This is a genomic window from Calidifontibacillus erzurumensis, from assembly GCF_013303125.1.
Taxonomy (GTDB): domain Bacteria; phylum Bacillota; class Bacilli; order Bacillales; family Bacillaceae_J; genus Calidifontibacillus; species Calidifontibacillus erzurumensis.
Map to the genome: position 1 here is coordinate 19,086 of NZ_JABTTE010000025.1, position 24,198 is coordinate 43,283.

At 38.9% G+C, this 24,198-nt stretch carries 19 protein-coding genes; 16 read left to right on the top strand and 3 right to left on the bottom strand.

Annotated elements, in window-relative coordinates; translation table 11 throughout:
• Positions 1-9 precede the first annotated feature (9 nt).
• Positions 10-531 carry a YwgA family protein gene (locus HR057_RS14590; protein WP_173732183.1) on the top strand — a complete coding sequence of 174 codons (522 nt, stop codon included), beginning with the start codon at positions 10-12 and terminating at the stop codon, positions 529-531.
• Positions 532-778: 247 nt separating this feature from the next.
• Here the strand turns inward: HR057_RS14590 and HR057_RS14595 are convergent, their stop codons facing one another.
• A complete protein-coding gene (locus HR057_RS14595; protein WP_173732184.1) occupies positions 779-964 on the bottom strand; it encodes a 2-hydroxymuconate tautomerase in 186 nt (61 codons plus the stop codon).
• A gap of 403 nt (positions 965-1,367) precedes the next feature.
• On the opposite strand from HR057_RS14595, the gene HR057_RS14600 reads away from it, so the two are divergent.
• Positions 1,368-1,880 carry a YwhD family protein gene (locus tag HR057_RS14600; RefSeq protein WP_173732185.1) on the top strand — a complete coding sequence of 171 codons (513 nt, stop codon included), beginning with the start codon at positions 1,368-1,370 and terminating at the stop codon, positions 1,878-1,880.
• Positions 1,881-2,318: 438 nt separating this feature from the next.
• Here the strand turns inward: HR057_RS14600 and HR057_RS14605 are convergent, their stop codons facing one another.
• Positions 2,319-4,400, bottom strand: a complete 2,082-nt coding sequence (locus tag HR057_RS14605) for a transglycosylase domain-containing protein (protein WP_173732186.1) — start codon at positions 4,398-4,400, stop codon at positions 2,319-2,321.
• A gap of 897 nt (positions 4,401-5,297) precedes the next feature.
• Between HR057_RS14605 and speE the strand changes: the two genes are divergently transcribed.
• From speE to HR057_RS14655, 10 genes are all read left to right on the top strand, one after another.
• Positions 5,298-6,125 carry a polyamine aminopropyltransferase gene (speE, locus tag HR057_RS14610; protein ID WP_173732187.1) on the top strand — a complete coding sequence of 276 codons (828 nt, stop codon included), beginning with the start codon at positions 5,298-5,300 and terminating at the stop codon, positions 6,123-6,125.
• Between the two features lie 308 nt (positions 6,126-6,433).
• Positions 6,434-7,315, top strand: coding sequence for an agmatinase (gene speB / locus HR057_RS14615; protein WP_173732188.1), 882 nt, complete (start codon positions 6,434-6,436; stop codon positions 7,313-7,315).
• A gap of 688 nt (positions 7,316-8,003) precedes the next feature.
• On the top strand, positions 8,004-8,390 hold the full coding sequence (locus HR057_RS14620) for a GntR family transcriptional regulator (protein WP_173732189.1): 387 nt from the start codon (positions 8,004-8,006) through the stop codon (positions 8,388-8,390).
• Positions 8,387-9,289 (top strand): ABC transporter ATP-binding protein, encoded by a 903-nt coding sequence (locus HR057_RS14625; protein ID WP_173732190.1) that lies wholly within the window; start codon positions 8,387-8,389, stop codon positions 9,287-9,289. Before HR057_RS14620 ends, HR057_RS14625 begins: the two co-directional genes overlap by 4 nt.
• Positions 9,264-11,279: a multidrug ABC transporter permease gene (locus HR057_RS14630; protein ID WP_173732191.1), complete on the top strand. Its 2,016-nt coding sequence runs from the start codon at positions 9,264-9,266 to the stop codon at positions 11,277-11,279. Before HR057_RS14625 ends, HR057_RS14630 begins: the two co-directional genes overlap by 26 nt.
• A gap of 445 nt (positions 11,280-11,724) precedes the next feature.
• Positions 11,725-12,150: a universal stress protein gene (locus tag HR057_RS14635; protein ID WP_173732192.1), complete on the top strand. Its 426-nt coding sequence runs from the start codon at positions 11,725-11,727 to the stop codon at positions 12,148-12,150.
• A 520-nt stretch (positions 12,151-12,670) separates the two neighbouring features.
• Positions 12,671-13,117 (top strand): DUF1934 domain-containing protein, encoded by a 447-nt coding sequence (locus HR057_RS14640; RefSeq protein ID WP_173732193.1) that lies wholly within the window; start codon positions 12,671-12,673, stop codon positions 13,115-13,117.
• Between the two features lie 137 nt (positions 13,118-13,254).
• On the top strand, positions 13,255-14,925 hold the full coding sequence (argS, locus tag HR057_RS14645) for an arginine--tRNA ligase (RefSeq protein WP_173732194.1): 1,671 nt from the start codon (positions 13,255-13,257) through the stop codon (positions 14,923-14,925).
• A gap of 498 nt (positions 14,926-15,423) precedes the next feature.
• A complete protein-coding gene (locus tag HR057_RS14650; protein ID WP_173732195.1) occupies positions 15,424-15,582 on the top strand; it encodes a XapX domain-containing protein in 159 nt (52 codons plus the stop codon).
• An 86-nt stretch (positions 15,583-15,668) separates the two neighbouring features.
• Entirely contained in the window at positions 15,669-16,094 is a 426-nt protein-coding gene (locus HR057_RS14655) for a DUF488 domain-containing protein (protein ID WP_173732196.1), read from the top strand.
• 236 nt (positions 16,095-16,330) lie between these two features.
• Here HR057_RS14655 and cls read toward each other — a convergent pair whose 3' ends face one another.
• The gene (cls, locus tag HR057_RS14660) at positions 16,331-17,527 is read right to left on the bottom strand and encodes a cardiolipin synthase (protein ID WP_173732197.1); all 1,197 of its coding nucleotides are present in this window, start codon (positions 17,525-17,527) and stop codon (positions 16,331-16,333) included.
• Positions 17,528-18,504: 977 nt separating this feature from the next.
• Between cls and HR057_RS14665 the strand changes: the two genes are divergently transcribed.
• From HR057_RS14665 to HR057_RS14680, 4 genes are all read left to right on the top strand, one after another.
• The gene (locus tag HR057_RS14665) at positions 18,505-20,625 is read left to right on the top strand and encodes a heterodisulfide reductase-related iron-sulfur binding cluster (protein ID WP_173732198.1); all 2,121 of its coding nucleotides are present in this window, start codon (positions 18,505-18,507) and stop codon (positions 20,623-20,625) included.
• A 33-nt stretch (positions 20,626-20,658) separates the two neighbouring features.
• A complete protein-coding gene (locus tag HR057_RS14670; protein WP_173732199.1) occupies positions 20,659-21,840 on the top strand; it encodes an acetyl-CoA C-acetyltransferase in 1,182 nt (393 codons plus the stop codon).
• A gap of 241 nt (positions 21,841-22,081) precedes the next feature.
• Complete coding sequence (locus tag HR057_RS14675; protein WP_173732200.1) at positions 22,082-22,933, top strand: 3-hydroxybutyryl-CoA dehydrogenase; 852 nt, start codon at positions 22,082-22,084, stop codon at positions 22,931-22,933.
• Between the two features lie 121 nt (positions 22,934-23,054).
• Positions 23,055-24,197 (top strand): acyl-CoA dehydrogenase, encoded by a 1,143-nt coding sequence (locus HR057_RS14680; protein ID WP_173732201.1) that lies wholly within the window; start codon positions 23,055-23,057, stop codon positions 24,195-24,197.
• Position 24,198 lies beyond the last annotated feature (1 nt).

Sequence of the window (24,198 nt, forward strand, 5' to 3'; positions counted from 1 at the left end):
AGAGCATGAATGTTGCAGGATCATGCAAAATTAATGAAGGTGTTTTCGTATGCAGGTGAAATCGTCGGCAGAAAAAAACTCCAAAAGATGATTTATATTGCAAAAAAACTCCATTTTCCTTTTAATGAAAAATACGATTTTCACTTTTTTGGGCCTTATTCTGAAGAGTTGACTTTACGGGTTGAGGAACTTGGAAACAATGGTTTTTTACACGAGGAAAAAGAAAAGAAAGGCGGCTATGTCCAGTATCGTTACACGCTGTCTAAAGCAGGGGAAGAATTTCTGCGTCATTTCCAAATTGAAATGCCGCATCTTGAAGACTGTATTAAAAATATGAACGAGCAAAGCTCCCGTTTCTTAGAGCTAGTTTCAACTGTGCTTTATTTTGAAGATCTCCCAAAAGAACAAGTAAGAGATAAAGTATTTACTTTAAAAAGCAAACAGCGCTACACAAATGAGGAAATCGAAAACGCCTATCAATACATAGATACGCTTCGAGAACAAATATTTGAAAAGGCTAGGTCCTTGTAAGGATCTAGCCTCTGTTTTTGTGCTGGATGCCAGTTTTAGGGCCTGCTATCGAGGGCTCAGGTATGTAATATTAAGATTGTTTTCCTGGCTCAGTTAACTCGGGCAGGCAAGTAGACATATTGGAAAACCCCGTTTATTCAGTCTTCATTAAAGGCAAGCAAGGTGGAGACTGGAATCCGCATCACACGGGTATGTTACCTGAATTTCGTTGGTCTACACCTAAAAAATGACTTACTGGCAAGCCTTTTTATTGTTCACTAGCCAATTTTCCACCAATTGCAAGGTGATTTTTTGGCATTTCTTCGATCATCACATGGATTCTCTCAGCAGGTGCACCTGTTGTTTCGGAGACAGCTGCTGTTACTTTTTCTGCCAATGCTTTTTTCTGTTCATCTGTGCGTCCTTCTAACATTTTGATCGTTACATATGGCATGAAAATCTCTCCTTATTTTAATTTTTTTAAGTCAACATGAAAAATTATACCATAAACACTAAAAAGCTATCCCCATTTATCCATTGGTTACGCACGTTTTTTATGAAATGGTAAGGTTGGCAACCCTAATGCAAAACCCGTGAAAAAGGGAGAATCAAATTGCAGTAATCGCTTTAAAAATCGTTTGTCTAAGTCTTTCAAAATGAAGGCATGGGATCCTCCATGTAAATCCTAGAAGATGAGTAAAATTTCTTCGTATGCAAAAATGGACGAAGTCTTCAAAGATGAAGTTTCTGTGTATAGGTGTTAAAATAAGGATATTATGTATATGATAGTAATTCTTTAAAAAGCTTGTTTATAGAACGTCACACCCCTAATAATTCATATAAAAGAGGTGAAAAAAATGAACAAAAACCAACGTCCTGGTTTTAATATTATAAAAAACGATTCTACGATGGGTCATGGTGGTTTTGGAACTGGCTCCATCAGCTTAAATAATGTTTCACCTGTGATCATCGATACAGAAAAGCAGGAAGTTTTTATTGACATGGGAGCGCTCCATGCTAGAAGTGAAATTGAAAAAGGAAACAAAATTGTAAAGGACAGATCAGAAGTGCCGAACGGCAAAACGTATTGGGTCGTTTGGGTCACCGTTAACCGTAATGAAAAAGGACCGTATTACCATGGTCTTGGAGCTTGTGAACTTTTCATTGACCATGAGGCAAAACGTCTTTATAAATCAATGCCAGAGCATGTGAACAATATGGATCGATCACTGAAAGGCCGAATTGTCGTCAACCATATGGATGACAAATCTAGAAAGTCTTTAGGAGAGTTTTTGAAAAATTTCAATGCAGACATGTGGGCTAATTCATCGGAAGAATTGCGGCAGTCGCTTTTTGGCGCTGAAGGATAAAAATTTTACAAAATATAGAGGGAACAAGAGGAAAATTGCGAAGGGTATAAATAACATAATTAAATTTCGGAAAAGTTAGTTTCCAAAATATTTATACTATTTTTGAACATTCTGTGAACAGCACTTGAGCTTTTAGCGGAAAAAAAGTAAACTAATAAATAGTCTACAAACACACAGACTAGGACAAAGAAACCAAGGATCAACATGAAGGTCCTTGGTTTCTTCTTTTTTAAAAAGTTTTTGTTGGGGCTTTTCGAAAAGTAGTGAATTGCCTTTTTAGAGAAACGCACCCTGGGAATTAGGAAGAACGTATTTAGCTTTTCGAAAAGCAAGTCCCTCCTTTATAGTAGACTTCTAAAATAAAAAATAGCAGCACAAACCATAATATTGGTCCGAACTGCTAATGGAATTAATCTTAAGATTTTATTAAGGGGATTATTACCACCAATTAAATAGCTTATCAAACCAAGTTTTATCCGCATTTTCTTCGTTGCCAGGCTTTTCTTCTTTATGCTCATCAGCGTGATTTGGCAAATGAACCGTACAATACTCGGTTGGCTCCGTACCTTCAACATAGTATGTTAAGCGGGCATTTTTGCATCCGCTTGTCGCCAATAATCCGTTTGTTGGATCGATATAAACAGGCACTGTACCTTTTGGTGCTTTGAATGGGATAAACGGTTTATTTTGTAAAACATCTTCCATAAAATCCGCCCAAATTCGTTTTGCGTACGCTCTTTCAGCGACAATGTCGAGCGTTTTATCACGATCATAGCCGATCCAAACGCCTGTTACAAGTTGTGGAGTAAAGCCGATCATCCAACTGTCTGTTGTCGTTGTACCGGACTTTCCAGCGTAAAGACGTGTAAGCTTATTGGCAATAGACTGGCCGGTGACCGATGTATATGAATTTAATTTTGTATCAAACATGCCAGTCATAAGATGGGCAGTGACAAAGGCAAGAGCCGGATCTAAAATTTGTTCATGCTCCGATTTATATTCGTAAATGACTTCACCTTTATGATTTTCAACTTTTTCTATAAAAACAGGATTTACGCGAACACCGCCGTTGGCAATGGTCCCATACGCTTTTACCATATCAATCATTTTAACTGTAGAAGTTCCAAGAGCTAGTGATGGAACTGCGTCTAATTCGCTTGTAATTCCAAGCAATTTCGCTGTTTCAATTAGCTTTTCAATACCTAAAAACATATGGGTTTTCACAGCATAAATATTATCAGACAAGGCCAAAGCTTGAGCCATTGTAATAAAATCATTTGCATAATAATTGTTAAAGTTGTCTGGACGGTAAACAGCGCGTCCTTCATCATATGTGAAAGTCATTGGTTCGCTGCGCATAACTGTTGATGGCGTAAAGCCATGAGCCAGGGCAGTATAATAAAGAAACGGCTTAAATGTGGACCCTGGCATTCGTTCTGCTTGCGTCACCCGGTTAAAAGGGCTTTTTTCATAATCACGTCCCCCTACTAGGGCACGCACTTTTCCTGTGTGTGGCTCCATAGCCATGAGCGCAACTTCGATTTCTGATTCTGGGTTAATTATATTCTTAATATGGGTTTCTGCTTTTTCTTGAGCCTCAGGATCGAGCGTTGTATAGACACGTAATCCACCCAATTCAATCGTTCGCTCATCGAGTTTTACAATATCTCTTAAAGCAGTTTTAACAGCATCTTGGAAGTAAGGTGCTATTTTTTTAGTTGCCATCTTTTTATCATTATTGTACTCAATAGGTTTTTCAAAAGCTTCGTTTGCCTCAGCTTCAGTGATCATGCCGCTTTGAGCCATCGATTGCAGCACGATTTTTTGTCTAGTTTTTGCTTTCTGTTCATTGGCAAAAGGAGAATAATAGCTAGGTGCTTTTGGAATTCCTGCAAGCATTGCCGCTTCGTGTAAATCTAGTTCACTAGCATGTTTATTAAAATAATAGTTTGCTGCTGCTTCGATCCCATAAGCTCCATGGCCATAATAGATTGTATTTAAATAACCTTCTAAAATTTCATCTTTGCTGTAGTTCGTTTCCAATCGGATCGTATACAATGCTTCTTCGATTTTTCTTTTCCAAGTTTTGTCGTGTTCTAAAAATAAATTTCGGGCATATTGTTGGGTAATCGTACTGGCCCCTTGGACCTTGGCCATTGCTTTCAAATCAGCAATCACCGCGCCGAATATTCTTTTTATATCAAAGCCAAAATGATCATAAAATTTCCGATCCTCTATCGCAATGGTAGCATTGATTACGTTTTCTGATATTTCACTTAATGGCATCCAATAACGATTTTCACCGTTCTGAACGCTTTTGCCGATAATCGTTTCTCCATCATAGGCGTAATAAATCGTCGTTTGTGGAACTGCCAACGGTGGAGGACCTGTTAGCTTACCGTAAGCCACAAAGCCAATGATGGAAATAACGAGTAGGATGAATAGAATCATGCCAATAAAGAAAATGGCCCTCAACCATTTTCTAGTCTTCTCTAAATTCTCTTGGGTAATAAGCTCCAACAAACTCCCCCCTAAACATTGCAAAAAGTTTGGCGGTGTACATCAGCAGTGTGGTGCCAGACCCCTCAGGTGATACGTCTGCGGCACCATCTGAGGTGTGGTGCCAGACCCCTCTGGTGTACGGTCTGTGGCACCATCTGAGGTGTGGTGCCAGACCCCTCTGGTGTACGGTCTGTGGCACCATCTGCGGTGTGGTGTCAGACCCCTCTGGTGTACGGTCTGTGGCACCATCTGCGGTGTGGTGTCAGACCCCTCTGGTGATACGTCTGTGGCACCATCTGCCACATCTTTTGCTTTTTTTCCTCTATTTCGTTCATTTTGTTTTGTAATCAAAAATTATTACTAGTATGGGAATTTTTTTTGGAAAATAAACCTATGTTTATCACTTAGAAAAAGGGATGATTCTTTGATAGGTTTGCCAATTTGCAAAGGGTAAAGGGGGATGAATTTGCTAGGAGACACATCATAATCTACTAAATACTTTTTAAATAGATAGATATTTTCAGGTATCTAATAGTTTTTAGTTGGAATCAATCCGTTTTGTTGAAGGTCGTCAACCATTAGGAAAAAAAGGGCTTTCCTTTCCTAAATATCCATGGAGAAAATGTCTCATCACTTTAGGAAGGTGAAACTTGATGCTCCACAAAAATTTGCTTTCCTAATCCTGTATTTTTAAATTCATTTGCATTGATTTTTTGGGCTTTAGTTGCCCTGCGAAAAATAAATGATGAAACCAAAAAAATTCCTTGCATTTTTAGTAGATTCATCTATACTTTGTACTTGTATTTTTGATTTTTTATGGATTTCCATGATTTTTATGGAATGGGTAGGGAACATTAATAAAGTAAAAAATAGAGCATTAAAATGGTATTTTTTAGAAGAAAGGGATGTAAAAATATGGAATTATGGTTTACGGAAAAGCAAACAGAACATTTTGGGATTACAGCTAGAATTAAACAGACTTTACATACAGAACAAACAGAGTTCCAAAAATTAGATATGATTGAAACAGTAGAGTTTGGAAACATGCTTGTTTTAGATGGCATGGTTATGACAACAAAAAAAGATGAGTTTGTATATCATGAAATGGTTGCTCATGTGCCGCTATTTACTCATCCAAACCCAGAAAATGTACTAGTAGTTGGCGGCGGTGATGGTGGTGTTATTCGCGAAATTTTAAAACATCCAAGCGTGAAAAAAGCAACATTAGTTGAAATTGATGGAAAAGTCATTGAATACTCTAAAAAATATCTTCCAGAAATTGCTGGAGAGCTTGACAACCCACGTGTAGAAGTCATCGTCGGCGACGGCTTCATGCATATTGCACAAGCTGAAAATGAGTATGATGTGATCATGGTTGATTCTACAGAACCAGTAGGTCCTGCTGTCAACCTATTTACAAAAGGATTTTATGCAGGGATTGCTAAAGCGTTAAAAGAGGACGGTTTGTTTGTAGCTCAAACGGATAATCCTTGGTTCAAAGCTGATTTAATCCGTTCAGTTCAACGCGATGTAAAAGAAATTTTCCCAATCGTCAAACTTTACACTGCAAATATTCCAACATATCCAAGCGGCATGTGGACATTTACTTTAGGTTCTAAAAAATATGATCCACTTAAAGTAGAAGATAGCCGCTTCCATGAAATTGATACAAAATATTATACAAAAGAACTTCATAAAGCAGCATTTGTACTTCCTCGTTTTGTGGAAGAATTAACGAAATAAAAAAGTGCTTACGTGTCTGTTTGCGCTCGAGTCTATTCAGGGAAAATGGGCTTACCGATATAAGATTCTTGGTTTCTATCAGCGCCCGGTTCTTTCTGACAAAATGGCATGATATAACGAAGTTCTTGTATGTCATTTTTGCTTGGATCTATACCTATAAAACCGGCTAATTAGCGAAAGACAAATGTTTTTAAGTGTCAGTTGGTGTTCCGTGCAAGGATTTGGAAAAGCAGCTGTTCAGAAGATTTTGGTTGAAAGTTTCTTGCAAATTTTGTTCAAGTGGATGGAATTTTTGAGGAGGTTCTTACATGAGATTTGATGAAGCCTATTCAGGGAACGTTTTTATAAAAAGCCACCCAAATTTTGAAGAAAGTGAAGCAGTTTTATACGGAATGCCGATGGATTGGACAGTAAGCTATCGCCCAGGCTCCCGTTTCGGTCCAGCCCGCATTCGGGAAGTTTCAATTGGTCTTGAAGAGTACAGTCCATATTTAGACCGAGAACTTGAAGAAGTGAAGTACTTTGATGCGGGGGATATTCCTCTTCCTTTTGGTAACGCACAAAGAAGTTTGGATCTTATTGAAGAGTTTGTCGATAAAATTTTAGCAGCTGATAAATTTCCGCTTGGTATGGGTGGCGAGCATTTAGTAACATGGCCAGTCATTAAAGCGATGTACAAAAAATATCCGGATTTAGCGATCATCCATATGGATGCCCATACAGATCTTCGTGAGCAATATGAAGGGGAACCTTTATCCCATTCAACTCCGATTCGTAAAGCTGCTGAATTAATTGGTCCACAAAATGTGTTCTCCTTCGGTATCCGTTCTGGCATGAAGGAAGAATTTGAGTGGGCAAAAGAAGTAGGCATGTATATTGCAAAATTTGAAGTGCTTGAGCCGCTGAAGGAAGTTTTGCCGAAGTTGGCTGGACGCCCAGTCTACGTCACGATCGATATTGATGTGCTTGATCCAGCTTTTGCACCTGGTACGGGTACCGTTGATGCTGGCGGCATTACTTCGAAAGAACTATTAGCTTCTATTCATGAAATTGCGAAATCAGATGTGAAAGTTGTCGGTGCGGATTTAGTAGAGGTTGCACCAATTTATGACCCATCTGAACAAACTGCTAATACCGCAAGCAAATTGCTGCGTGAAATGATTTTAGGATGGGTACAAAAAAGAAAATAAGACATGATCGAAAATATAGGGCTGGGAATGTTCGAAAAGAGTAAACTTCCAAAATTTATATTGGTTTTAGAACCATTCAGAGCCCTAGGCTGCGCCGAAAAAAAGAACGGCGGTTAAAATGGAATAATGGAGATGTTTGGAAAAGGGACGTTTAGAGGTCAAAATACGACTTTCTGAACGGTCCCTTTTTTGTTTGTCTGGCTCAAGTGCCAGAGACGGAGCCGGAGACGGTACAGTAGAGGGGTCAGGCACCGCACGGGAGATGGAGCAGGAGATGGTGCAGTAGAGGGGTCAGGCACCGCGCAGGAGATGGAGCAGGAGATGGTGCAGTAGAGGGGTCAGGCACCGCACACCAGATGGTACCGCAGGCGGTACACCAGACGGTACCACAGAAGGGTCTGACCCCGCACCGGAGACGGTGCCACAGAGGAGCCTGACCCCTCTCTGGCACTGTAATTCCAATTTTTGGGACGTATTTATTATTGACAAAACTGTATTATGTTTTATAATACAGTTAAAACAGATAATACAGACTAAGCTTGCAGATCTTTTACCAAAAGCATTGCCCACTGTTGAAAAACAAAATGAGCATTATCCATTCAAACCGACAAACGATTAGACCTAAAAACAACCTAATTTTTTCAACGCAAACAAACTTACTAAAAATGAAAGGGGGTTCTACTTAATCATGTTTCAATTAGACATACGAAGCAGGGTGCCGATTTATGAGCAGCTCGTTGAAAAATTTAAAGAATTAATTATCAATGAAGTACTTAAAGCAGATGAACAATTACCTTCCGTTCGGCAGCTCGCGAAAGATTTGACGGTTAATCCGAATACGATTCAAAAGGCATATCGAGAATTAGAACACCAAGGTTATATCTATTCAGTACCGGGAAAGGGGAATTTTGTGACACCGCCATCGGCCATCAATAAGGAGGAAAAGGTAAAGAAAATGAAAGAAGAATTGCTCAAATTACTGGCAGAGGCTCTTTTTCTAGGTGTTGAGAAAGAAGAAATCATTTCATTGATTGAAGAGGCAGAACGAACAGTCAAAGGAGGGGAAAAATCATGATAAAAGTAAAAAATGTTCGGAAAGTATTTGAAGACATGGAAGCCCTAAAAAATGTGAGCCTACATATCGAAAAGGGGTCTATCTATGGCCTTTTGGGTTCCAACGGGGCTGGGAAAACAACATTGTTAAAAATATTGGCTGGCATTTACAAAGAAGACAGTGGAGAAATCCTCATTGACAACCAACCGATCTTTGAAAATATTGCGCTTAAACAAAAAATGATTTTTTTGCCGGACACGTTATACTTTTATCCACAATACACGATTAGCCAAATGGCTGATTTTTATCGAAGCATGTTTCCTTCTTTTTCAGAGGAACGCTTTCAAAAATTGAGCGAAATTTTTACGATTGATCAAAATAAAAAAATACATCGCCTTTCGAAAGGGATGCAGCGCCAAGTAGCGTTTTGGTTAGCGTTGTCAACGATGCCTGAAATTTTAATACTTGATGAACCGATTGATGGCTTAGATGCGGTGATGCGGCAAAATATTAAAAATTTGCTTTTCCAAGATGTAGCTGAGCGGGCGATGACGGTACTTATTTCTTCACATAACTTGCGTGAAGTGGAAGATATTTGCGACCACGTAGGAATTTTACATCAAGGAGAAATCATCATAGAAAAAGATTTGGATGATTTAAAAGCGGATGTGCATAAAATCCAAGTTGCTTTTAAAGGTGGGGTGCTTCCAGACTCATTTTTACAGAATTTCCAAGTTCTTTATAAAGAAACTCGGGGCAGTGTCCTATTATGCATTGTAAGAGGCAAAAAAGAAGATATTACAGCGAAAGTGCAATCATTCCATCCAGTTATATTTGACTTGCTTCCGCTAACGCTTGAGGAGATTTTCGTTTATGAAATGGGGGATGTCGGTTATGAAATCGAAAATATCATCGTTTAAACGAGGGATGATCGTTCAAGATTTCCGGATGGCCGGCTGGATCGGCATCATTTATTTAATTGCACTTTTGTATACGATTCCGTTGCAAATCGTGATGATGCATCAAGCTGATCGATTAATTTATTTTATTCAAAATCATAATCTCTTTTCAGTTTTGGCCGGTCTTCAAATATTAATGATGTTTGGTGTCCCGGTTCTTTTAGCCGCTGTTCTTTTCCGTTATTTACAAGTAAAAGCTCCGGCTGACTTTATTCATAGTTTGCCAATAAAAAGAGCGGAGATTTTTCATCATCATGCGCTAATTGGAATGTTTCTATTAGTTGTCCCGGTAGTCATCACCTCTATTGTGATTGCTATCGTACACGGATTACTGAACTTAGACGCTTATTTTTCGATCACAGATATTTTCGTCTGGACAGGTTTAACTATTTTAATGAACGTATTCGTGTTTTCCCTGTCTTCATTCTTAGGAACGGTTACTGGTATATCAGCGTTGCAAGTTATTTTAACTTATATTTTTCTATTTTTCCCAGCTGGTATAACGGTTTTAACCCATTGGAATGTAAAATATTTTATTTATGGATTTCCGTATGATTATTATGTCATAAGAAATATTGATTATTTAACGCCGGTTTTCCGTTTATTGGAAATTGGGACAAAAAATTTTAAGGGTATAGAAATTGCTACTTATATAGGTCTTACAATTGTTTTTTACTTACTGGCCATTTTTGCTTATAAAAGAAGACCAATTGAGGCAGCAACTCAAGCAATTGCGTTCCGCTATTTAAAACCGGTTTTTAAATACGGTGTTACATTTTGCATGATGCTTTTAGGCGGCGTTTATTTCGGTGAAACGCAGGATCAAATGTTCGGTTGGATTTTATTTGGTTATATTTCCGGTTCTCTTTTTGGTTATGTCATCGCCGAAGTAATTCTTCAAAAAACTTGGCGAATTTTTAGAGAAATGAAAGGGTATGCCTTTTATAGTGTTGCAGTAGTGGCAGTAGCATTTCTATTAAGTCTAGATATGACTGGTTTTGAGAAAAAACTACCTGATGCTAATGCAATTGAAAAGGTATATTTTTCCGATACTATGCATTGGTTTATTGAAAAAGATGAGGCATCTGAAGAAGAGAGAGAACCGCTGTATTACTACCATTCTGCATTTCCTCATGCGGTTTCTGTTTTGGAAAAAATTGATCCTTACTTTTTTGAAGATAAAGACGTCATTGATTCGGTTTTGAAACTTCATCGTCAATTAATAGAGGATAAAAATTTGGGGATGATGACTAGCCGCAATTATACAAATGTTGCCATTGCCTATGAACTGAAAGATGGTTCAAAGCTTGTCCGTCAGTACCGTGTGCCAGAAAATGCTTATGGTGCTCTTTTAAAACCGATTTATGAATCGCTGGAATATAGGTATTCCAATAATGATTTATTACGGTTAAAAGAAGAAATCACCGTTGATAAGATTATCATTACAGGATATAGTCCTTCGAAAAAATTTGAAACAGTTGATCCAGAACAAATAAAAGAAATACTCCATGCGTTGAAAACCGATATGTTAACAGAACCGTATGAACAAATGATTTCAAAGCGGGAATCATGGGCAGATATTGAACTATTATTAGAAAATAACGAGCGTCTATATGTTTCTTGGAAAAAATCTTATACCCATTTTGATGAATGGATGAAGCAAAACGAACTGTTGGAAAAAGTAAGGGATGTACCAGCTGACATCGACTATGCTCTCGTGACGCGCAATGATGAACGAATCAAAGCAGCGATAAACAATAAGGATGAATTAATCGCAATTATAAAAGAATCACCAGAAACTGTAAAAATCGATGACCCAGCATTGCTGGAAGAATGTCTATATGAAGCATCGTGGGGTTACGATACGGACTATGTAGTCTTGTTTTATTATAAAAATTCCAACACGCCGAAATTCAATAGTTTAGCGAACACACCATCATTTATAAAATAGTGCTTTGAGGTGAGTAATACAGAGGTGCCTGCAGAAGGTGCCAGAGATGGAACCGGAGACGGTACATCAGAGGGGTCAGGCCCCGCACTGGAGAAGGTGCCAGAGACGGAGCCGGAGGCGGTACATCAGAGGGGTCAGGCCCCGCACAGGAGAAGGTGCCAGAGACGGAGCCGGAGACGGTACATCAGAGGGGTCAGGCACCCACACCCAGACGGTGCCGCAGAAGGGTCTGACCCCGTACCGGAGATGGTACAGTAGAAGTGTCCGGCACCGGCCTACAGATAGAAGTCTAGAGGTAGAGGTGCTGGCTTTCTACCACCAAATAATAATAGGGTGGTCTGGTCATCTTTCAAAATAATGAAAAAACTATTATATTTGAAGATTAATAGAAAATGTTAAAATAGTAGTAGAAGCATTGTTTTTAAATGATTGGGGGAGCAAACCTATGGAAAAGACAATTTTAGTTCCTGTTGATGGTTCAGACCACTCAAGAAGAGCTTTACAATTTGCTGTTGATCTTGCTAAAGGGCTTCAAGCAAAAATTATTGTGCTAAATGTCCAGTTAAGCTTGAATACACGCAATGTAAGAAGATTTATCAGCCAAGAGCAAATCCGCGAATATCAAGAAGGTGAAGCTCAAGAAGCACTTAATAAAGTATTGGATATTCTAGAAGGACAAGATTTAGTTGTTGAAACAAAGGTAAGAATCGGTGTTCCAGACTTGGAAATTTGCAAAGAAGCAGAAGAAGAAAAAGTAACGATGATTATAATGGGAACAAGAGGATTAGGTGCTATTAAGAGAAATATCCTTGGAAGCGTGAGCTATAGAGTCCTTCATGAAGCTCCATGTCCGGTGACTGTTGTTCCTTAAAAAATGCATAGGGAGAATTTGATATATTAGATTCGGATTCACCAATGATAGAACATCCTTTGTAAATAAAATAAAAGATATTTATTAATAGGATTTTTCCAAAAAGTAAAAAAAAAACAGCGAAGTGAGAAAACGGTGAGTTTTCCAATTCGCTGTTTTATCTTTTGTTCAAAAATATAGTGTGGCGGATCCCTCCAATTTTAGAGATTGTTTACTTGGGAGCTTAATTTCAAACATTTTTTAGTAAATGGTAAAAGACTCTCATTCAAAGGGGTAGAGTAGTCCACAGTGAGTGCAGCACATTTTGCCCTAAGTGCCCAGGAGCTCCAAGATATATTTGTTAGGCACCCCAACAAAAGAAGAATCCTAAAACCTACTTATGTCTTTCCCTTGCGAATAATGGTTACAATTAATTATAATAGTTAGGTTAAATAGAGTAATTTTTTCATGAAATAAAAGGAATAGAATACATAACTTTCTATTAAATTAGAAGCTGAATGAATTGAAGTGGGTGTTTCTTGTGACTGAAACTGAACAACCGAAAACGCCGATTTTTGTAAAGCTTGTCACGGAAATTCGTGATAATGATGGTCGGAAAGATTTATTGACAACTGAAACGGAAGGGGCTCTCTATTCGAAAGATGGTGCAACCTATTTGGCTTATAAAGAAATGATGGAGGATGTAGGCCAAATTTCGAATGTTATTAAGATTAAAAATGAAGAAGTGACAATCATTCGAACAGGTGCAGTCTCCATGCGCCAAACTTACAAAAAAGGAGAGATCACTTCAGGTTCGTACCATACTCCTTATGGAAGGTTCGAAATGGTTGCAAAGACAGAACATGTTGATTTTACAAATAAACCCCAATCCCGAAAAGCCCAGCTTCTTTTAACTTATCAGCTGAAAATGCAAGGTGAATGGATTGGCCGTCATCGGCTGACATTCATGATTGAAAAGGTACAGTAATTTTTTGGTAAACAAGATTTTTTTTGCAAAATGAAAAGCATTTTTTATAAAAAATATCTTGAGTAGACTTGCTCCGATGGAAAACGCTCTGCTTTTATGAATGAATATTTATTACAAAAAAATAAGGAGGATAAAGGATGAATATTGTTGAACAAGTGAAAGAGCGGATTAAAGAAGAAATAAAAGCGTCTGTAATTAAAGCACAGTTGGCAAATGAAGCTGAAATTCCTGAAGTTATTTTGGAAGTTCCAAAAGAAAAAGCACATGGTGACTACGCAACAAATATTGCAATGCAGCTTGCAAGAGTTGCGAAAAAAGCGCCTCGTGCCATTGCAGAAGAAATCGTTCAAAGTTTTGACAAAACAAAAGCTTCCATTGAAAAAATTGAAATTGCTGGTCCTGGTTTTATCAATTTTTACATGAATAATAGTTATTTGACAGACTTAATTCCAACAATTTTACAAGCAGGTGCGGATTACGGAAAAACTAATACTGGTAAAGGGCAAAAAATTCAGGTTGAATTCGTGTCTGCAAACCCAACGGGAGATCTTCATTTAGGACATGCCCGCGGTGCGGCTGTTGGTGACTCGCTCTGTAATATTTTAGAAAAAGCAGGCTATGATGTTTATCGTGAATATTACATTAATGATGCAGGTAATCAAATACATAATTTAGCACTTTCTGTTGAAGCTCGTTACAAGCAAGCATTGGGAATGGATGCGCCGATGCCTGAAGATGGCTATTATGGTGCAGACATTATTGAAATTGGTAAAAAATTGGCTGAAGAACAAGGGGACAGTCTTTTACAAAAAGATGAACAAGAACGCTATCAATATTTCCGTGAGTATGGTCTAAAATATGAGCTTGATAAGCTTCGTGAAGATTTAAAACAATTCCGTGTTGAATTTGACAACTGGTACTCTGAAACTTCATTGTATGAAAATGGAAAAATTGATGTGGCGTTAGAAGAGCTTCGCAAAAGAGGAGATCTTTATGAACAAGATGGAGCAACTTGGTTCCGCTCAACAAAATATGGTGATGATAAAGACCGTGTTTTAGTAAAAAGTGATGGCAGCTATACTTATTTGACTCCGGACATTGCTTACCACCAAGATAAACTACAACGCGGATTTGAAAAACTGATCAATATTTGGGGTGCTGACCATCATGGGTATATTCCAAGAATGAAGGCGGCCATTCAGGCTCTTGGCTATGATGCAAATACATTGGAAGTAGAAATTATTCAAATGGTTAATCTTTTCCAAAACGGGGAAAAGGTGAAAATGAGCAAGCGTACCGGTAAAGCGGTCACATTGCGTGAATTGATGGAGGAAGTCGGAATTGACGCCATGAGATATTTCTTCACAATGCGCAGCGCCGACACCCATTTAGATTTTGATATGGATTTAGCGGTATCAAAGTCAAATGAAAACCCTGTTTACTATGCACAATACGCTCATGCCCGCATTTGCAGCATGCTGCGCCAAGGGGAGGAGCATAACCTATCATATGAGGGAGATATAGATCTTTCCTACATTCAATCTGAAAAAGAAATTGATCTTTTGAAAAAGCTCGGGGAGTTCCCAGAAGTGATTGCTGAAGCTGCGGAAAAAAGAATACCACACCGCATCACTAACTATATCAACGAATTGTCATCCGCGCTTCATAGTTTCTATAATGCTGAAAAGGTTATTAACGTTGATGAACCAGAAAAATCAAAAGCACGCCTAGCGTTAGTAAAAGCTGTGCAAATTACGTTGAAAAATGCTCTAGACCTTGTAGGTGTCGCTGCGCCTGAAAAAATGTAATTAAATTCGTACGTTTTTTAAGTTCCTAAAGGGGACGGAACGCACGAAAAGCGCAGATCATATTAAAATCATTAAATATGTAAATTGGATAGATAAAATACAAAAGCCCCGGTTGATACTTGCCGCGGGCTTTTTTGCGTCTGTGTTACGGTGCCAGACCCCACTGGTGAACCGTCTGCGGCACCATCTGGGGTGCGGTGCCAGCCCCCTCTGATGTACCGTCTGTGGCACCATCTGGGGTGCGGTGTCAGACCCTTCTGGTGAACCGTCTGTGGCACCATCTGCGGCACCGTGTCCGCCTTTGCTTTACCAAAATCATAAAAACAATGAATTTTAGAGTAAAATTTTCACTTCAAGGTTAGTCAATTCCAATCGATTGACTAAAAAAATCTTATTCAGGGAACATATGAGTATTAAGGTTTTTGAGCGTCTTGTCTAGCTTGTTAGAAATGGATTTCATATAAATCGGGAACATAATAGTATGGAGGAGGGGTTGTTTTGAAAGAAGTTTTACTTTCACTTATATCTGGCGGGATTGTTGGCTTTTTGTTTGCTTGGCTGAAATTACCGATTCCGGCTCCACCTGCGTTAGCTGGTGTGACGGGAATTGTCGGTGTTTATCTTGGTTTTAAATTGTTTGAGTATTTTTTTAAATGAGTTTTTTGATGTTTTCAGGGAATTTCAAGTGTTATTTAATATTAAGTAGAAACTTTTAACATTAGTAAAAGAAATAAGGGGAAAATATGGTTGATAAAAAAGATAATCTTCAAATCAAACGAATTTACAAAGAGCCATCGCTTGATGATGGTTTCAGGGTTTTAGTTGATCGTTTATGGCCAAGAGGGGTAAAAAAAGAGCGGGCAAATATTGATTTATGGCTAAAAGAAGTTGCGCCAAGCCCAGAGTTAAGGAAATGGTTTTGCCATAAGGAAGAAAGGTTTCCAGAGTTTCGTAAACATTATTTGGAAGAATTACAGACTGATCCACTCCATCAAGCCCAAGTTGAAATACTTCAACAGAAACTAAATGAAGGCCGGGTTACGTTGTTGTATGCGGCTAAAGATGAAAAACATAACCATGCTATTGTTTTATATGAATTTTTACAAAGCACATCATCCAATCAATCACATATAAAAAGTGATAGTAAAACGCTGCGTAATCAACAATGAGCAAACCCTATTTTTTCTCCTACAACATAAATAGGTGCAAAGGTGCTGTTGAATGAAGTTGCACCTTTCACCAAACGGTCTATCATATTTTTCGAATGAAAATTTCAATATTTGTAAAAACAGTGTAATTGTACTATTTTCTCAATTCCTTCCCTCCAACCCAACCTAATCACTCATTAGAGGAAACCCCACAACCAAACCTCCAAAAACGAAGCCCCATCTCCTATATCCAATAACTACAACAAATCTGAAATCAAAGAAGAGACGATTTCTTTTCCTCGATGCCAAAAAGGGCGCTTCTTATATTCAGCCAATGTAAGTTGTTCAGAACGTAGGAGGATATCATTGACCAACTCTCTCCGAATTTTTTTAATAAAAATAGGATCGCGGATGATGCAATTTAATTCATCATTAATAAAAAGACTGCGCTTATCAAAATTGGCCGTACCAAAATCGCAATACTCATTATCAATTAAAATGATTTTCCCGTGATAAAAACCGTTTGTATAACGGTAAATACGACCGCCGGCCTTCAACAACTGTCTAAAATATGGAAAAGCAGCTTCTCTAACTAAAACATGGTCAGCTTTATACGGGACAAGAATTGTAACACGAACCCCGCGCTTTAAAGCAGCCACAAGTACTTGCAATATTTCTTTACCTGGAATGAAATAAGGGGTGCCAATTAAAATTTCAGTTTTAGCATTATTGAGAAGGTGAACTAAAAATTCCTTCAAATGTGCGCCATCAGTTGGCAAAAAGCGCATCGGCAAAGCACCTTTCGAAAGTTCAGGGAAATAGATCTTCTTCTTCAGTAAATCTTCACCCGTTGCTCTTTTCCAGTCCCATAAAAACTCTGTTTGCAAATCCTGGACGCCGTCCCCAACAAGCTTTAAATGGTAATCTTGCCAATAACCTAAATACGGATCTTGGCCTAAATATTCGCGGCCGATATTAAAACCGCCAAAATAACCGATCGTTCCATCAATCACAGTGATTTTGCGATGGTTTCGGTAATTTAATGAGTAAAAAAGGAAAGGAAACTTTGGTTTATTGCAAAAAGATACATGAATGCCGCTTTTTTTGAGAGAGTGAATAATTTTACGGGAAATCCGATAAGAGCCGATACGATCCAACAGCAAGCGAACCGTAACGCCTTCTTTCGCTTTCTTTTTTAATAAATCCAAAAATTCAAGGCTGACATGGTCATTTTTCACAATGTAAAACAAAATATGAACATGGTACTTTGCATTAGAGATGTCTTTAAACAAATTTTTAAATAAATCTCCTCCATCTGTAAAAAGAAGCCATTTTCCATGGCGAATCGGATAATGCCGTTTTAATACTTTTTTCAAATGGAATTTTCGCCCGAAATAAAAATCAAGGGTACACCATATGAAAAAAACTAGGATAAACATGAGTATATTCGTCATCAAGTTGAACTCCTCAAACATTTTAATTGTAATTAGTGCTTCTGAAAGAAGATAAATTCCAGAGAATAGATATTGGGTGTTTTTAAAAGGTGAGTGTTTTGTCGAATGCCTAGAGATTTAAAGCGACAACGCTGTGAATGATTGCCACATACGTTAGTTGTTTTTAAAATATAAGATTTTTGCTATAAGCAAGTGCCTCAAGATTTAAAGGAACAAGGCTAGGAATAATTGCCACAGACGTTAGGTGTTTCTAAAATATAAGATTTTCGCTATAAGCAAATGCCCCGTGATTTAAAGCGATAAGCTGGGAACAATTGCCACAGGCCTTAGATGTTTCTAAAATATAAGTCTTTCGCTATTAGCGAATGCCTCGTGATTTATAAGACAAATATAGAAATAATTAACAAATAAGTTAGGTGTTTCTCTAAGAAAAGATAAGTCTTTCGTTATTAATCAAAAATAAAGCAACAAAGCTGGTATCAACGTTTAAAGTAACAAAGATGTTTTTTCGTCATTAAAATGAATCCTGAAACATAAAAATAGCTATTGGTTATACAAAACAATTGATCCTATTGAAATTGAATTCGTTATGAAGAAGGTGATTGTTATCAATCTAAACATTTGAATGTAAAAAGTTGCCGCTTGTTGTTTGAAAGGAAAAAGAATGAACATGTTGTCATCAGTGATCCTTCCAACACATAAAAATTTCTACATAGTATAACATCCAAAATGCCCTTTAAACATGGATTGCTATTAAGTAGTATGTACAATTTGGTAGAACGTTACAAAAAAATTTTTTTAAAAAGATTGTCGACTGAGCGCTTGCTCGATTATAATTTATGATATAATAAATTCAGAAAATTTTATATTAGGCGAAAAGTACTGCTAAACTATACAATTTGCCAATAGACGAAACCATAAAAAATGCAAGCGATTTCGTAAGCAAATCTCATCATTTAAAAAAAGGAGGATCATATATGCTTTTGGTCATCAATTGGATCGCATTTTTATTAGTAACCGCTTACGGCATCTACTTATTTGCATATTTGCTGAAGACAAGATATGAATACATCAAATTAGGGAAAAAAGTAGAATTTGACCGTAAGTATAAAGAGCGCTTCGATAAAATTTGGGTCATGGTGTTCGGACAAAAGAAGCTGTTAAAAGATAAGAAAAGTGGAATCATTCATGTGATGATGTTTTATGGCTTCTTGCTCGTTCAGTTTGGCGCTATTGATTTTATTTGGAAAGGGTTAGCGCCAGGATCACACTTGCCGCTTGGGCCATTGTATCCTGCGTTTACGTTTTTCCAAGAAATTGTAACGCTTATGATTTTGGTTGCTGTTTTGTGGGCGTTTTACCGCCGTTATATTGAAAAGCTTGTCCGTTTAAAGCGCGGACTTAAAGCTGGATTAGTTCTTATTTTTATCGGTACATTAATGATTTCTGTTTTATTCGGTAATGGGATGGATTTGATTTGGCATGGCCATGAGCCTTCCATGAGCGAACCGGTTGCTTCATTGATCGCTATGATTTTTGCTGGAATTAGTTCACCGGTTGCTGCCGTGCTGTTTTATATCGCTTGGTGGGTTCACTTGCTTGTTTTGCTTACTTTCTTAGTTTATGTGCCGCAATCAAAGCATGCTCACTTAATTGCCGGACCACTGAACGTCTTTTTCAATCGTTTGGACAAACCGGGTAAGCTTCGTCCAATCAATTTTGAAGATGAAACACAAGAATCTTTTGGTGTTGGCAAAATTGAAGATTTTACACAATACCAAATGATTGATTTTTACGCATGTGTGGAATGCGGACGCTGTACGAATATGTGTCCGGCAACGGGAACAGGTAAGATGTTATCGCCAATGGATTTAATTATCAAAATGCGTGATCATCTCACTGAAAAAGGTGCAGCAATTACATCGCTTCAGCCGTGGGTACCTACTTTTGCCTTTGCCAATACAACTGGCAATCAGTTAGCTATGCAGGCAGCCCAAGCTCGTCAAGGTGAAGGGGCTAACGAGGCAGCAGCAGCTTATAGCGGCTATGATAAAAGCTTAATTGGCGATGTCATCACGGAGGAAGAAATTTGGGCCTGTACAACATGCCGCAACTGTGAAGATCAATGTCCAGTTATGAATGAACATGTTGAAAAAATTATTGATTTGCGCCGTTACCTTGTTTTGACAGAAGGTAAGGTGAATCCGGATGCTCAACGCGCTATGCAAAACATTGAGCGTCAAGGAAATCCTTGGGGCATTAGCCGTAAAGAACGTGAAAATTGGCGCGACCTTCGCGATGATGTTGTCATTAAAACTGTAAAAGAAATGCAAAAAGCTGGAGAAGAGTTTGAGTATTTATTCTGGGTCGGCTCTATGGGTTCTTATGATAATCGCAGCCAAAAAATTGCATTATCATTCGCTAAGTTATTGAACGAAGCAGGCGTATCCTTTGCAATTTTAGGAAATAAAGAAAAGAACTCCGGTGATACACCGCGCCGTCTTGGTAATGAATTCTTATTCCAAGAGTTGGCAACTGCCAATATTGCTGAGATTGAAAAGAGCGGTGCGAAGAAGATTGTAACGATTGACCCGCACGCCTATAATACGCTGAAAAATGAGTATGTTGATTTTGGTCTGGAAGTGGAAGTTTACCACCATACAGAAGTGCTTGCTCAGTTAATCAAAGAAGGCCGTTTGAAGCCAAAATACGAGCTTGATGAAACAATTACATTCCATGATTCTTGTTATCTCGGCCGTTATAACGAAATTTACGACCAACCGCGTGAAATATTGCGTTCAATTCCTGGCGTGAAGCTAGTTGAAATGGAACGCAACCGAGAAACAGGAATGTGCTGCGGTGCTGGCGGTGGATTAATGTGGATGGAAGAACATGTCGGCAACCGCATCAATGTGGCACGCACAGAGCAAGCTCTTGAAGTCAATCCAACGGTCATTTCCAGTGGCTGTCCTTACTGTCTGACAATGCTGTCTGATGGTACGAAGGCAAAAGAAGTAGAAGATAAAGTGAAAACTTACGATATTGCAGAACTGTTAGAGATGGCGGTTTATCGAAAAGAAGACCAAATTGCACAGTAAAACTTTTCAAAGCAAATTCGGGGAGGAACTCATATGACAAAAACAGTGATTGTAAGTGGTGCAAGAACACCTTTTGGCAAATTCGGCGGGGGGCTTAGCTCCCTCACCGCTGCCCAGCTTGGCGGAATTGCCATTAAAGAAACGCTGAAAAGAGCCGGTCTTGACGCTTCCGAAGTTGGCGAAGTGATTATGGGAACTGTTTTGCAAGGTGGACAAGGGCAAATTCCATCTCGCCAGGCTGCTCGCGAAGCAGGTATTCCTTGGGAAGTGCAAACGGAAACAATCAATAAAGTTTGTGCATCTGGTCTAAGAAGTGTAACGTTTGCAGATCAAATCATTCGCGTTGGCGATCAAGAAGTAATCGTGGCTGGCGGAATGGAATCAATGAGTAATGCTCCATATTTCATGCCACAAGCGCGCTTTGGTGCACGGATGGGCGATGTAAAAATGATTGACCTCATGGTGCATGATGGATTAACTTGCTCTTTCAAACATGTTCATATGGGTACTTATGGAAACATGACTGCGAAGGAATTTGGCATCACAAGAGAAGAGCAAGATGAGTGGGCATTAAGAAGCCATGAGCGGGCGATTGCAGCGATCGAAGCAGGAAAATTTAAAGATGAAATTGTTCCTGTTGAAGTGCCGCAACGAAAAGGAGATCCGCTTGTAATTGATACGGATGAATGCCCTCGTAAAGATACATCACTTGAAAAGCTAAGCAAGCTTCCATCTGTATTTGGATCAGATGGCACCATTACTGCTGGAAACGCTCCAGGTGTCAACGATGGCGCAGCTGCACTGTTGTTAATGTCTGAGGAACGGGCTCTTAAAGAAGGAAAAGAAATCATGGCAACGATCGTTGGCCATACGGCAATTGCAGTGGAAGCTCATCGTTTCCCAGAAACGCCGGGTCTTGTCATTAATGAACTTTTGAAAAAAACAGGCAAGTCGCTTGATGACATCGCGTTATTTGAAATTAACGAAGCTTTTGCTGCTGTTGCTTTAGCGAGCGGAAAAATTGCAGGTCTCGATCCAGAAAAAGTAAATGTCAACGGAGGAGCGGTTGCTCTAGGACATCCGATTGGCGCAAGTGGAACACGGATCATTTTAACTTTAATTCATGAATTGAAACGTCGTGGCGGCGGCCTTGGAATTGCAGCAATTTGCAGCGGCGGCGGCCAAGGTGACGCGATCATGGTGGAAGTTAAATAAAGCTATAGATTGCGTTGTTCCTTTATTTTGAACGTGAATTCATTTCAAGTACGCTAGTGGTCTGAAAGTTTGATAGATTTTATGAAAAAATTGCACAGTCGAACTTAAATTGAGTCCGCTAAATTTCCTAGGAAAGTTGCGGGCTTACATAAGAAATCTAGAAAATTTAGGAAACGCGCAAACTTCCTAGCGTTTAAATTTAAGAGAATGCTAGAAATTTTAATAGAGGGGGAACGATCAAATGGATATTCAAAAAGTGATGGTCATTGGGGCTGGACAAATGGGCTCCGGAATCGCGCAAGTTTGTGCAATGGCTGGTTTTTCTGTTGTTTTACAAGATTTAAAAGATGAATTTTTAGACCGCGGCATGGGTGTGATCAATAAAAATTTGCAGCGCCAAGTGGACAAAGAACGTATGACAGCTGCAGAAAAAGAGGAAATCATCGCTCGAATTCAAACGACAACAGACATTCAAGCAGCAAAAGATGTCGATATCGTTATTGAAGCTGCTGTAGAAAATATGGAAGTGAAAAGCAATATTTTCAGACAACTTGATGAAATTGCACCCGCTCATGCCATTTTAGCAACAAATACATCTTCACTTCCGATTACGGAAATTGCTGCGGCTACGAAACGCCCTGAAAAAGTTATTGGTATGCATTTTATGAATCCTGTTCCGGTAATGAAGCTCGTTGAGATCATTCGTGGTTTGGCAACAGCTGACGAAGTATACCAAGCGATTGAAGATATGACGAAAAAGTTGAATAAAGTGCCGGTTGAAGTGAATGATTTCCCTGGATTCGTTTCAAACCGCGTACTCATGCCGATGATCAATGAAGCGATTTACACTGTTTATGAAGGGGTGGCAACTCCTGAAGCAGTTGATGAAGTAATGAAGCTCGGAATGAACCATCCAATGGGACCTCTGACACTCGCAGATTTTATCGGTCTTGACACTTGCTTGTATATTATGGAAGTGCTTCATGAAGGATTCGGCGATGACAAATACCGTCCTTGCCCATTGTTGAGAAAATACGTGAAAGCAGGCTGGCTAGGCCGTAAGTCAGGACGCGGCTTCTATGTTTACGAATAATATAAAAAGAAACGGCATTTATGAATACCGATCAATAGGCAGCAAATGATCGAATGGCGGGGCGAGCTTTTGCTTTCCCCGTTCGACAATGCAACTAGACGGATTAAAAGGAGGACTTGAAATGGACCTTCGTTTTTCAGAAGAACAAGAGATGATGCGAAAAATGGTCCGTGATTTTGCACAAACGGAAATTACTCCATTTATTGAGAGAATGGAAGAGCACGATGAATTTCCTCGGGAAATATTGAATAAGATGGCTGAACTAGGTTTAATGGGCATCGTTATTCCTGAAGAATATGGTGGAGCCGGGATGGATTACACATCCTACATCATTGCAATTAATGAGCTTTCACGTGTGAGTGCAACGGTCGGCGTTATTTTATCTGTTCACACTTCAGTCTGCACAAATCCGATTTTATTTTTTGGAACGGAAGAGCAAAAGAAAAAATATGTTACAAAACTAGCTTCTGGCGAGTACTTAGGCGCTTTTGCTTTAACAGAGCCAAACGCTGGATCTGATGCAGCAAGTCTCAAAACACGTGCAGTGAAAGATGGCGATGTTTATGTTTTAAATGGCTCAAAAATATTTATCACAAACGGCGGAGAAGCGGATGTCTATATCGTTTTTGCAGTAACAGATCCAGATAAAGGAAGCAAAGGCATTTCAGCTTTTATCGTTGAAAAAGGAACACCAGGATTTATTATTGGAAAAAATGAAAAGAAAATGGGTCTGCACGGTTCCAGAACCGTTCAATTATCATTTGAAGATTGCAAAGTTCCTGCAGAGAATCTCTTGGGGCAAGAAGGAGAAGGCTTTAAAATTGCTATGAGCAACCTTGAAGCAGGACGTATTGGTATAGCAGCCCAATCGCTCGGAATCGCAGAAGCTGCTTTAGAAGCTGCAGTCGCTTATGCAAAAGAGCGTCAGCAATTTGGTAAACCGATTGCATTACAGCAAGGTATTGGTTTTAAGCTTGCTGATATGGCAACAGCTGTTGAAGCAGCAAGACTATTAGTTTACCGTGCTGCTAATTTAAAATCAAATGGTATTCCTTGCGCTCAAGAAGCGTCAATGGCGAAATTGTTTGCATCAAGAACAGCGATGGAAGTTGCGACCGAAGCCGTTCAAGTTTTTGGTGGTTACGGTTATACAAAAGAGTATCCGGTAGAGCGTTATTTCCGCGATGCTAAAATTTGTGAAATTTATGAAGGCACAAGTGAGATTCAAAGAATCGTTATTAGCCGGAAACTGATCGCAGACTAAT